We start from the raw sequence: 12749 nt of genomic DNA on the forward strand, positions 1-12749 counted from the left end.
TCAACCTGGATCGCCGCATGACCGTTTCCACCCTCTCTTCCGCCGGTGCCCGCTTCCGCGAGGCGCTGGCTGCCGAATCGCCGCTGCAGGTGATCGGCGCGATCAACGCCAACCATGCGCTGCTGGCCAAGCGCGCGGGTTTCCGTGCCATCTACCTGTCCGGCGGTGGCGTGGCCGCCGGCTCGCTGGGCCTGCCGGATCTCGGCATCAACACCCTGGAAGACGTGCTGGTGGACGTGCGCCGCATCACCGACGTCTGCGATCTGCCGCTGATGGTCGACATCGACACCGGCTTTGGCCCGAGCGCGTTCAACATCGCGCGCACGGTGAAGTCGCTGATCAAGGCCGGCGCCGCCGCCTGCCATATTGAAGACCAGGTCGGCGCCAAGCGCTGCGGTCATCGCCCGGGCAAGGAGATCGTCTCGCAGGGCGAAATGGTCGACCGCGTGAAGGCCGCCGCCGATGCCAAGACCGATCCGGACTTCTTCCTGATCGCGCGCACCGACGCCATCCAGGTGGACGGCGTGGACAAGGCCATCGAGCGTGCCATCGCCTGCGTCGAAGCCGGTGCCGACGGCATCTTCGCCGAGGCCGCCTATGACCTGGAGACCTACCGCCGCTTCGTTGATGCGGTGAAGGTGCCGGTGCTGGCCAACATCACTGAATTCGGCGCGACCCCGCTGTTCAGCCGCGACGAGCTGGCTTCGGCCGGCGTGGCCATCCAGCTGTTCCCGCTGTCCGCTTTCCGCGCCGCCAACAAGGCCGCCGAGAACGTCTACCAGACGATCCGCCGCGAAGGTCACCAGCGCGACCTGATCGACAGCATGCAGACCCGCGAGGAGCTGTATGACCGTATCGGCTACCACGCCTTCGAGCAGCAGCTCGACGCGCTGTTCGCCGCCAAGAAATAAGCAGTACCCTGCACCATCAAGTTTCGGAGGGAAACATGAACGATACGACCGCAACCCCGACCTTCAAGCCGAAGAAGTCCGTCGCCCTGTCCGGCACCGCTGCCGGCAACACCGCGCTGTGCAGCGTCGGCCGCAGTGGCAACGACCTGCACTACCGTGGCTACGACATTCTGGACCTGGCCAACACCAGCGAGTTCGAGGAAATCGCCTACCTGCTGGTGCACGGCAAGCTGCCGACCCGCGCCGAGCTGGTTTCGTACAAGGCCAAGCTGAAGTCGCTGCGTGGCATTCCGGCCGCGGTGAAGGCCGCGCTGGAAGAACTGCCGCCGTCGGCGCACCCGATGGATGTAATGCGCACCGGCGTGTCCGTGCTCGGCTGCGTGGCGCCGGAGAAGGACGACCACAACCATCCGGGCGCGCGCGACATCGCCGACAAGCTGATGGCCTGCCTCGGTTCGATGCTGCTGTACTGGTACCACTGGAGCCACAACGGCCGCGCGATCGACGTGGAAACCGACGATGACTCCATCGGTGGCCACTTCCTGCACCTGCTGCACGGCGAGAAGCCGCAGGATTCGTGGGTGAAGGCGATGCACACCTCGCTGATCCTGTACGCCGAGCACGAGTTCAACGCTTCGACCTTCGCCTGCCGCGTCATCGCCGGCACCGGCAGCGACATGTACAGCGCGATCTGCGGTGGCATCGGCGCGCTGCGCGGCCCCAAGCACGGCGGCGCCAACGAAGTGGCGTTCGAAGTGCAGAAGCGCTATGACAATCCGGACGAAGCCGAGGAAGACATCAAGGCCCGCGTGGAGCGCAAGGAAGTGGTGATCGGTTTCGGCCACCCGGTCTACACCGTGTCCGATCCGCGCAACAAGGTAATCAAGGACGTCGCCCGCGAACTGTCCGAAGAACAGTCGAGCATGAAGATGTACGACATCGCCGAGCGCCTGGAAACGGTGATGTGGGACATCAAGAAGATGTTCCCGAACCTGGACTGGTTCAGCGCCGTCAGCTACCACATGATGGGCGTGCCGACCGCGATGTTCACCCCCCTGTTCGTGATCGCCCGTACCGCCGGCTGGAGCGCGCATATCGTCGAACAGCGTATCGACGGCAAGATCATCCGCCCGAGCGCCAACTACACCGGTCCGGAAGATCGCGAGTTCGTGGCCATCGACAAGCGTTCCTGATCATCGCCACTGTTGCACTGCTGCAAGCATCCGGCCGGCCCCGTGCCGGCCGGATGCCGTCACCGCCGTATCGCCGGCACCCGGCCCGCCACGAGCATTCCGCCAGCCCATGAATACCGATTACCGCAAGACCCTCCCCGGCGCCTCGCTGGACTATTTCGATGCGCGCGCCGCCGTCGACGCGATCCAGCCCGGCGCCTACGCCACGCTGCCGTACGTATCGCGCGTGCTGGCCGAGAACCTGGTGCGTCGCTGCGATCCGGCCACGCTGACCGACTCGCTGAAGCAGCTGATCGAGCGCCGTCGCGACCTGGATTTCCCATGGTTCCCGGCGCGCGTGGTGTGCCATGACATCCTCGGCCAGACCGCGCTGGTGGATCTGGCTGGCCTGCGCGATGCAATCGCCGACAAGGGCGGTGATCCGGCCAAGGTCAACCCAGTGGTGCCGGTGCAGCTGATCGTCGATCACTCGCTGGCAGTGGAGTGCGGTGGCTTCGATCCGCAGGCGTTCGAGAAGAACCGCGCCATCGAGGACCGTCGCAACGAGGACCGCTTCCACTTCATCGACTGGACCAAGCTGGCCTTCGAGAACGTGGACGTGATTCCGCCGGGCAACGGCATCATGCATCAGATCAACCTGGAGAAAATGTCGCCGGTGATCTACGTGCAGGACGGCGTGGCCTTCCCCGATACCTGCGTGGGCACCGACAGCCACACCCCGCACGTGGATGCGCTGGGCGTGATCGCCATCGGCGTGGGCGGCCTGGAAGCAGAGAACGTGATGCTGGGCCGTGCGTCGTGGATGCGCCTGCCGGACATCATCGGTGTCGAGTTGACCGGCCGGCCGCAGCCGGATATCACCGCCACCGACGTGGTGCTGGCCCTGACCGAATTCCTGCGCAAGGAGCGCGTGGTCGGCGCCTGGCTTGAGTTCTTCGGCGAGGGTGCCGCTGCACTCACCATCGGTGATCGCGCCACCATCTCCAACATGTGCCCCGAATACGGCGCAAGCGCCGCGATGTTCTACATCGACGGCCAGACCATCGACTACCTGCGCCTGACCGGTCGCGAGGAAAAGCAGGTCGCACTGGTTGAAAACTACGCGCGCAGCACCGGCCTGTGGGCCGATGACCTGGCCACTGCGGAGTACGAGCGTGTGCTGCGCTTCGATCTGTCGACGGTGGTGCGCAACATGGCCGGCCCGAGCAATCCGCATCGCCGCCTGCCGGTATCGGAACTGGTCGAGCGCGGCATCGCCGATGCCGCCAAGCTGGAAGCCGGCAAGGCCGAGCAGGCACAGGGCCTGATGCCCGATGGCGCGGTGATCATCGCTGCCATCACCAGCTGCACCAATACCTCCAACCCGCGCAACGTGATCGCCGCCGGCCTGCTGGCACGCAAGGCCAACGAGCGCGGCCTGCTGCGCAAGCCTTGGGTGAAGTCGTCGCTGGCGCCCGGTTCCAAGGCCGTGCAGCTGTACCTGGAAGAAGCGGGCCTGCTGCCGGACCTGGAGAAGCTGGGCTTCGGCATCGTCGCCTTTGCCTGCACCACCTGCAATGGCATGAGCGGCGCGCTGGATCCGAAGATCCAGCAGGAAATCATCGACCGTGACCTGTACGCCACGGCGGTACTGTCGGGCAACCGCAACTTCGACGGCCGCATCCATCCGTATGCGAAGCAGGCGTTCCTGGCCTCGCCGCCGCTGGTGATCGCCTACGCCATCGCCGGCACCATCCGCTTTGACATCGAGAAGGATGTGCTGGGCGTGGACACCGACGGCAACGAGGTGCGCCTGAAGGACATCTGGCCGAGTGATGCCGAGATTGATGCGGTGGTGAAGGCGGCGGTGAAGCCGGAGCAGTTCCGCAGCGTCTACAACCCGATGTTCAACGTACGCGTCGAACACGGCGCAGCGGTGAGCCCGCTGTACGACTGGCGCCCGCAGAGCACCTACATCCGTCGTCCGCCGTACTGGGAAGGTGCACTGGCCGGTGAGCGATCGCTGGCCGGCATGCGTGCGCTGGCGGTGTTGCCCGACAACATCACCACCGACCACCTGTCGCCGTCCAACGCGATCCTGGCCTCGAGTGCGGCTGGCGAATACCTGGCGAAGATGGGCCTGCCGGAAGAGGACTTCAATTCCTATGCCACCCACCGCGGTGACCACCTGACCGCGCAGCGCGCCACCTTCGCCAACCCGAAGCTGTTCAACGAGATGGTGCGCAATGAAGACGGCAGCGTGAAACAGGGTTCGCTGGCGCGCGTCGAGCCGGAAGGCAAGGTGATGCGCATGTGGGAAGCCATCGAGACCTACATGGAGCGCAAGCAGCCGCTGATCATCATCGCCGGTGCCGACTACGGGCAGGGTTCTTCGCGTGACTGGGCCGCCAAGGGCGTGCGCCTGGCTGGCGTGGAGGCCATCGTTGCCGAAGGCTTCGAGCGCATCCACCGCACCAATCTGATCGGCATGGGCGTGCTGCCGCTGGAGTTCAAGCCGGGCACCACCCGTCTGACCCTGGGCATCGATGGCACCGAAACCTTCGACGTCATCGGTGAACGTACGCCGCGCGCCGAGTTGCGCGTGGTCATCCACCGCCGCGACGGCCAGGACGTGATCGTGCCGGTCACCTGCCGCCTGGACAGTGACGAGGAAGTGGCGATCTACGAGGCCGGCGGCGTGCTGCAGCGCTTCGCCCAGGACTTCCTGGAAGGCGCCAAGGTGGCGTAAAGCATCCGACGGCCCGGCAACGGGCCGTCTTTCATTGCAAGGAACCGTTCCATGGCATTTCTCCCGCAACTCCGTATTCCCGCTACCTACATGCGCGGTGGTACCAGCAAGGGCGTGTTCTTCCGCCTGCAGGACCTGCCCGAGGCCGCTCAGGTGCCGGGTGCCCCACGCGATGCGCTGCTGATGCGCGTGATCGGCTCGCCCGACCCGTATGGCAAGCAGACCGACGGCATGGGTGGGGCCACCTCCAGCACCAGCAAGTGCGTGATCATCTCCACCGCCTCGGTGCCGGGTCACGACGTGGATTACCTGTATGGCCAGGTGTCGATCGATACCGCATTCGTGGACTGGAGCGGCAACTGCGGCAATCTCAGCACCGCCGTCGGCCCGTTCGCGATCGCCAACGGCCTGATCGATCCGGCCCGCGTGCCGCGCGATGGCCTGTGCACCGTGCGCATCTGGCAGGCCAACATCGGCAAGACCATCATCGCCCATGTGCCGATGCGCGATGGGCAGGTGCAGGAGATCGGCGATTTCGAGCTGGATGGCGTGACCTTCCCGGCTGCCGAGATCCAGCTGGAATTCCTCGATCCGTCCGACGATGGTGACGCCGGTGCGATGTTCCCCACCGGCAACCTGGTCGATACGCTGGACGTGCCGGGCGTGGGTAGTTTCGAGGTGACGATGATCACCGCCGGCATCCCGACCATCTTCCTCAACGCCGTCGACCTCGGTTACACCGGCACCGAACTGCAGCCGGCGATCAATGAAGACAAAGCGGCGCTGGAGCGTTTCGAGAAGATCCGTGCCTACGGCGCGCTGCGCATGGGCCTGATCCAGAAACTGGAAGACGCGGCGACCCGCCAGCACACGCCGAAGGTAGCCTTCGTCGCCCCCGCGCAGGATTACGTGTCGTCCAGCGGCAAGGCGATTCCGGCCGCGGACATCGATCTGCATGCCCGTGCGCTGTCGATGGGCAAGCTGCACCACGCGATGATGGGCACCGCTGCAGTAGCGATCGGTACCGCAGCGGCGATCCCCGGCACGCTGGTCAATCGTGCTGCTGGCGGCGGCGAGCGCGAGGCCGTGACCTTCGGGCATCCGTCGGGCACGTTGCGCGTGGGTGCGCAGGCCGCACTCGTTGACGGCCAGTGGACGGTGTCCAAGGCCATCATGAGCCGCAGCGCCCGCGTGCTGATGGAAGGCAAAGTGCGCGTGCCGGCCGATACGCTGTAAGGCAGTTTCATTGTGGTAGCGCCGGGCCATGCCCGGCGGGCGCAACGGGACCCGCCGATGAACCGCCGGGCATGGCACGGCGCTACCGGAGAGCGAACAATGTCCGACAGCCACACCCCATCCAACGCCCGTGCAGCCTGGGATGCGCTGCTGGTGGACATCGTCGACTACGTGCGTGACACGCGCATCGACTCGCCGCTGGCGTTCCAGACCGCGCATCACTGCCTGCTCGACACGCTTGGCTGCGGGTTGGAGGCGCTGGCCTTCCCCGCCTGCAGCAAGCTGTTGGGCCCGCTGGTGCCGGGTATCAGCGTGGCCAACGGCGCGCGCGTCCCCGGCACCAACTTCGTGCTCGATCCGGTGCAGGCGGCTTTCAACATCGGCGCGATGGTGCGCTGGCTGGATTTCAACGACACCTGGCTGGCCGCCGAATGGGGCCACCCCTCGGACAACCTCGGTGGCATCCTCGCCGTGGCCGACTGGCTTGGCCGCAACGCGGCCGCGTTGCGACGCCCGCCGCCGACCGTGCATGACGTGCTGCTGGCGATGATCAAGGCGCACGAGATCCAGGGCGTGCTGGCGTTGCGCAACTCTTTCAACCGGGTCGGCCTGGATCACGTGCTGCTGGTCAAGGTGGCCACCACCGCCGTCGTCGCGCAGATGCTGGGCCTGGACCGCGAGCGGATGCTCAATGCGGTGTCGCTGGCCTGGGTGGATGGACAGGCGCTGCGCACCTACCGGCATGCGCCCAATACCGGTTCGCGCAAAAGCTGGGCAGCCGGTGATGCGACCAGCCGTGGCGTACGCCTGGCGCTGATGGCGGCCACCGGCGAGATGGGCTACCCCAGCGTGCTCAGTGCACCGACCTGGGGCTTTGAGGCGGTATCGATGCATGGCCAGGCGCTGACCCTCGGCCGCCCCTTCGGCAGCTACGTGATGGAGAACGTGCTGTTCAAGATCAGTTTCCCGGCCGAATTCCACGGGCAGACGGCGGTGGAGGCGGCGATCATCCTGCACCAGCAGCTGCGCGCGCAGGGGCGAACGGCCGAGGACATCGAGCACATCGCGATCCGTACCCAGGAAGCCTGCATCCGCATCATCGACAAGCAGGGGCCGTTGCACAACCCGGCCGACCGCGATCACTGCGTGCAGTACATGGTGGCCATCGCGCTGCTGCATGGGCGGCTGGTGGCCGAGGACTACGAGGACGACATGGCGGCCGATCCGCGCATCGACGCGCTGCGCGCGAAGATGACCTGCCATGAAGACCCGCAGCTCAGCGCCGACTACCTGGACCCGGACAAGCGCAGCATCGCCAACGGGCTGACGGTACGCTTCAACGACGGCAGCGCGCTGCCGGAGGTGCTGGTGGAGTACCCGCTGGGCCACGCACGCCGGCGCGCGGAGGGTATCCCGCTGCTGATGGACAAGTTCCGCCGGCACCTGGCGCACCGCTTCCCCACCGCCCAGCAGCAGCGCATCCTGGCCGCCTCGCTGGATCCGGTGGCCTTGGCGGCGATGCCGGTGACCGACTACGTGGACCTGTACCTGCCGGGGTAGGGGGGCACTTTGGTAGGTGCCAACCTTGGTTGGCACGCACCCAACGCCAACCGGGGCTGGCGGCTACCCCGCCGGGCATGGCCCGGCGCCACCGTTCCGATGCATTCCTGCCGAATCCGCGTCAACGCCTTGACGCGACGCGCCTATAATGGCCACCTCGATCAAGGAGTGACGACATGAGCGGTCCGGCACGGCGGATGCGGTGGGGATGGACGGCAGCATTGCTGGCAGGAGGCCTGTTGCTGGGCCTGGCCGGTTGCCGCAACGACAGCGGGCAGCTGCCAAAGGCCAGCGGCGAAGCCATCGCCACCAAGGCCGAGCAGGTGAAGGAGTTCACCCTGCTGCGCGCCTACCCGGACCAGAAGAGTGAAGGCCTGTCGCTGGCGCTGGAGTTCTCGCGCCCGCTGGTCGGCACCCAGGACTTCGACAAGCTGGTGCGCTTCGAAGAGAAGGTCGGCAACGATGACAGCAGCTGGACCCTGTCCGATGACGGCCTGACCCTGCGCTATCCCTTCGTCGAAGCCGGCAAGGAATTCAGCCTGGTGGTCTCGCCGGACCTGCTGGCCGCCGATGGCAGCCGCCTGGGCAAGGAACTGAAGCAGAAGGTCTTCAGCGGCGAGCTGAAGCCGGTGGCCGGTTTCGCCTCGCAGGGCAGCGTGCTGCCGGCCAAGGACAGCCGCGGCCTGCCGGTGGTGTCGGTGAACGTGCCGGAGGTCGACGTCGAGTTCCTGCGCGTGCGCGAAAAGGATCTGCCGACCTTCTTCAGCCAGTACCAGCGCGGTGGTCGCCGCGGCAGCTGGGAACTGAGCAGCGACTACGAGCGCAGCCCGATCAACAAGCTGGCCGAGCCGGTCTACGTCAACCGCTTCATCCTGGGCGGCAAGCAGAACGAGCGGGTGCTGACCTACCTGCCGACCCAGGACATCAAGGAACTGCAGGAGCCGGGGCTGTATTTCGCCCTGCTCAAGCGCACCGGTGACTACGAGGGCGAGTTCGATACCGCGTTCTTCTCGGTCAGCGACATCGGCCTGCACACCCGCGCGTACAAGGACAAGCTGTTCGTCCATACCGCCGCGCTGAAGGATGGTGCGTCGCTGAAGGGCATCGACCTGCGCGTGCTCGATGCCAAGGGCGAAGTGGTGCTGAAGGGCAGTACCGACAGCAACGGCAATGCGCTGCTGAACTACACCCTGGATGCCACCCACGTGCTGGTGGCCAGCAGTGGCAAGGACACCAGTTTCCTGCCCTTCAACCAGCCGGCGCTGGACCTGAGCGAGTTCGCCGTGGCCGGCCGTGACAACGCCTGGTTCGATGTCTACGCTTGGTCGGGCCGCGACCTGTACCGTCCGGGTGAGACGGTGCGCCTGTCGGCGCTGCTGCGCGACAACGACGGCAAGCCGGTCAAGAGCCAACCGGTGTTCCTGCGCCTGAAGCAGCCCGACGGCAAGACCTTCCGCGAAACCCGCGTGCAGCCGGGCGAACAGGGCTACATCAACTTCGAGCAGACCATTCCCGCCGAGGCGCCGACCGGGCGCTGGCAGGTGGAGTTCCGCACCGACCCGGCCAGCAAGGAAGCGATCCAGGGCATGACCCTGCGCATCGAGGAGTTCCTGCCCGAGCGCATGAAGCTGGACCTGGACAGCGCGCAGAAGACGCTGAAGCCGGGTGAGGACCTGCGCCTGCAGGCCAACGGTGCCTATCTGTACGGTGCCCCGGCCGATGGCAACCGCTTCACCGCGCGCATGGCGGTGGCCGCCGAGCTGAAGCCGGTGGAGGGCCTGCCGGGCTACTTCTTCGGCGACCCGACCCTGCAGCTGCCGCGCGAAGCCAAGGATGTCATCGACACCACGCTGCCGGCCAATGGCCAGCTGCGCGAAGACGTGTCGTTGCCGGAAGAGGCAACCAAGGCGAAGGCGCCGATCGCGGTGGTGCTGTCCGGCAGCCTGTATGAAACCGGTGGCCGCACGGTCACCCGCACCCTGAAGCGGGTGGTATGGCCGGCCGCCGCACTGGTCGGCGTGCGCCCGTTGTTCAATCCGGACGACGGCGCTGATTCCAACGGCAACGCGCGGTTTGAACTGATGCGCGTGGATGCGGCCGGCAAGCCGCAGCCGGCCAAGGGCCTGAAGATCACCCTGGTGCGCGAGCTGCGCGACTACCACTGGACCTTCAACGACAACCGCTGGGACTACGACTTCACCCGCCGCTTCGAAAACAAGGAAACCCGTACCGTCGATGCCGGCGGCAGCGCGGTCGCCTTCGACTTCCCGGTGGAATGGGGCGAGTACCGGGTGGACGTGTTCGATCCGTCCACCGGCCTGACCAGCCGCTATCCGTTCCGCGCCGGCTGGAGCTGGGGCGATGACAACCGTGGCCTCGATGCCCGCCCGGACAAGGTCAAGCTGGGGCTGGACAAGACCGGCTACAAGGCCGGCGATACCCTGGAAGTGACGGTGACCCCGCCGCACGCCGGCAAGGGCGTGCTGATGGTCGAGACCGACCGCATGCTGTACGTGCAGGACATCGACGCCAAGCCTGGTGCCACCTACAAGATCCCGGTCACCGCCGATTGGGAGCGCCACGACGTCTACATCACCGCGCTGGTGTTCCGCGGTGGCAGTGCGCCGAGCAAGATCACCCCGGCCCGCGCGGTGGGCGTGGTGCACGTGCCGATGGACCGCAAGGGCCGCACCGTGGCCGTCGGCCTGGCCGCGCCCAAGCAGATGCGACCGGAGCAGGACCTGCCAGTGACGGTCAGCGCACCGCAGCTGGCCGGCAAGGTCGCGCACGTCACGGTGTCGGCCGTGGACGTGGGCATTCTCAACATCACCCGCTTCCCGGTGCCCGATGCCGGTGCGCACTTCTTCGCCCAGCGCCGCCTCGGCATCGATGCCTATGACATCTACAGCCGGGTGATCGAGAGCTTCGACGGCGGCAGTGGCAAGCTGAAGTTCGGCGGTGACATGGCGCTGCAGGCGTTGCCGCAGGCCAAGCGGCCGACCGCGCGCGTGCAGACCGTGGACCTGTTCTCCGGCCCGGTGCAGCTCGATGCCAAGGGCATTGCCCGCATCCGCCTGAAAGTGCCGGATTTCAATGGCACCCTGCGGGTGTCGGCGCTGGTCTACAGCGATGACCAGTACGGCAAGCGCGATGTGGAAACCGTGGTGCGTGCGCCGATCCTGGCCGAGGCCAGCATGCCGCGCGTGCTCGCCCCGGGCGACCGCAGTACGGTGACCCTGGACGTGCAGAACTTCACCGGCAAGCCCGGTCAGTTCAACGTGCGCGTGGACAGCGAAGGCCCGCTCAGCCTGGGCGAAGGCACGCGCAGCGTGCAGCTCAATGCCGATGCCAAGACCACGTTGAGCTTCCCGTTGTCGGCGCGCGAGGGCCACAGCGTGGCCAAGGTGCGCGTGCGTGTGGATGGCAACGGCTTCAAGGCCGACCGCCGCTACGATCTGCCGGTACGCGCGGCGTGGCCGCAGGTACTGCGCTCGCAGGTGCGCACGCTCGATCCGTTGGCGGCGGTGAGCCTGGATGGCACCCTGATGGACGGGCTGATGTCCGAATCGGTCAATGCCCGCCTGCTGGTCAGCCCGCTGCCGCCGATCCCGTTCGCCAGCGCGCTGCAGGGCGCGCTGAACTACCCGTACGGCTGCGCCGAACAGACCACCAGCAAGGGCTACGCCGCGCTGATCCTGGACCAGGCCACGTCGTCGATGCTCGGCGCTGACGGCCTGGACGCGAAGACCCGTCGCGAGCGCATGGAAGGTGCGTTCGGTCGCCTGGCATCGATGCAGGTGGCCAACGGCAACTTCTCGATGTGGGGTGACGACGGCTACGTGAACCCGTGGCTGACGCCGTACATCGCCGAGTTCCTGCTTGACGCCAAGGACGGTGGCTTCGCGGTGCCGGACAACGTGCTGCAGAAGGCGCTGAACCGCCTGAGCGAAGACCTGCTGTCCGGTGGCAACCAGTTCTACGGCCAGGAAAAACGCGAAAGCCTGAAGTTCGCCAACCAGGCGTACTCCGGATACGTGCTGGCCCGCGTCAACCGCGCGCCGTTGGGTACCCTGCGCACGCTGTACGACAACGAACGCGGCAAGGCCGTGGGTGGCCTGTCGCTGGTGCACCTGGGCGTGGCGCTGTCGCTGCAGGGCGATGCCAAGCGCGGCCAGGCGGCCCTTGCGGCGGGCTTTGCCAAGTCCAGCAGCGAGCGCCCGTCCTACTTCGGCGACTACGGCAGTGCCGTTCGTGATGATGCGCTGATGATCGCGCTGACCCACGAAAACAAGCTGGCCAAGCCGGCATGGGATGCACGCGCGGTCGATCTTGGCCGTGGCCTGGATGCGCGCCGCAACAGTGGCTGGATGTGGCTGAGCACGCAGGAACAGGTGGCCATCGCCCGCCTCGGTAAGGCACTGGCCGCCAACCAGAAGGCGCTGGTGGCCGGTGAGCTGGTGATCGGTGGCAACAGCGAGGCCATCGGCGAACGCAAGCTGTTTGGCCGCAACTTCGATGCAGGGCAGCTGGCAGCGGGCGTGCGCTTCACCCCGCAGGGACAGCCGCCGATGTTCGCCAGCATCGACGTGGCCGGCATTCCGCGCAGTGCGCCGGCGCCGGACAACAGCGTGATCGGCGTGGAGCGAAGCTACTTCGGCACCGATGGCAAGCCGTGGTCGCCGCGTCCGCTGAAGGAAGGTGAAGCGCTGATCGTGCGGGTCACCATCACCGCCGACAGCGAGATGCCCGATGCGCTGCTGACCGACCTGCTGCCGGCAGGCCTGGAGATCGAGAACCTCAACCTGGGCGACGCCAAGCAATGGGCCGATGTGGTGGTCGATGGCATCACCATCAGCGACCGCAGCGCAGCGGCCGATACCAAGCACGAAGAGTTCCGCGATGACCGCTACGTGGCGGCGCTGAAGCTCTCGCGTGGAAGCAAGGCCAACGTGTTCTACCTGGTGCGTGCGGTCACTCCGGGCACCTACACGGTGCCGCCGTCGCTGGTGGAGGACATGTACCGGCCGCAGCTGCGTGGCGTCGGCCGCAGCAACCCGACCACGCTGACGGTGGTACAGCCGTGACCGTGCGGACGGGCCGCGACGGCGCGGCCCGTCCCAC

General features: G+C 66.7%; 6 protein-coding genes. All 6 read left to right on the plus strand.

All coding sequences use genetic code 11. The features are described 5' to 3' along the window. Positions 1–17: 17 nt before the first annotated feature. The 6 genes from prpB (at position 18) to K5K93_RS17675 (ending at position 12712) form a co-directional block, all read left to right on the plus strand. Positions 18–911, plus strand: a complete 894-nt coding sequence (prpB, locus tag K5K93_RS17650; RefSeq protein ID WP_222388556.1) for a methylisocitrate lyase — start codon at positions 18–20, stop codon at positions 909–911. A gap of 35 nt (positions 912–946) precedes the next feature. Next, positions 947–2104, plus strand: coding sequence for a 2-methylcitrate synthase (gene prpC / locus K5K93_RS17655; protein ID WP_222388557.1), 1158 nt, complete (start codon positions 947–949; stop codon positions 2102–2104). Between the two features lie 109 nt (positions 2105–2213). Further along, complete coding sequence (gene acnD, locus K5K93_RS17660) at positions 2214–4832, plus strand: Fe/S-dependent 2-methylisocitrate dehydratase AcnD (protein ID WP_222388558.1); 2619 nt, start codon at positions 2214–2216, stop codon at positions 4830–4832. Between the two features lie 51 nt (positions 4833–4883). Further along, positions 4884–6068, plus strand: coding sequence for a 2-methylaconitate cis-trans isomerase PrpF (gene prpF / locus K5K93_RS17665; RefSeq protein WP_222388559.1), 1185 nt, complete (start codon positions 4884–4886; stop codon positions 6066–6068). Between the two features lie 99 nt (positions 6069–6167). After that, complete coding sequence (locus K5K93_RS17670) at positions 6168–7628, plus strand: bifunctional 2-methylcitrate dehydratase/aconitate hydratase (protein WP_222388560.1); 1461 nt, start codon at positions 6168–6170, stop codon at positions 7626–7628. A 176-nt stretch (positions 7629–7804) separates the two neighbouring features. Further along, a complete protein-coding gene (locus K5K93_RS17675; protein ID WP_222388561.1) occupies positions 7805–12712 on the plus strand; it encodes an alpha-2-macroglobulin in 4908 nt (1635 codons plus the stop codon). Positions 12713–12749 lie beyond the last annotated feature (37 nt).

Origin of the sequence: Stenotrophomonas sp. DR822 (assembly GCF_019793815.1) — a bacterium.
Lineage (GTDB): Bacteria > Pseudomonadota > Gammaproteobacteria > Xanthomonadales > Xanthomonadaceae > Stenotrophomonas > Stenotrophomonas indicatrix.

What these genes read in the sequence shown, in the direction of transcription:
- prpB (WP_222388556.1), top strand. Translation starts at nt 18, where the DNA reads ATGACCGTTTCCACCCTCTCTTCCGCCGGTGCCCGCTTCCGCGAGGCG.
- prpC (WP_222388557.1), top strand. Translation starts at nt 947, where the DNA reads ATGAACGATACGACCGCAACCCCGACCTTCAAGCCGAAGAAGTCCGTC.
- acnD (WP_222388558.1), top strand. Translation starts at nt 2,214, where the DNA reads ATGAATACCGATTACCGCAAGACCCTCCCCGGCGCCTCGCTGGACTAT.
- prpF (WP_222388559.1), top strand. Translation starts at nt 4,884, where the DNA reads ATGGCATTTCTCCCGCAACTCCGTATTCCCGCTACCTACATGCGCGGT.
- K5K93_RS17670 (WP_222388560.1), top strand. Translation starts at nt 6,168, where the DNA reads ATGTCCGACAGCCACACCCCATCCAACGCCCGTGCAGCCTGGGATGCG.
- K5K93_RS17675 (WP_222388561.1), top strand. Translation starts at nt 7,805, where the DNA reads ATGAGCGGTCCGGCACGGCGGATGCGGTGGGGATGGACGGCAGCATTG.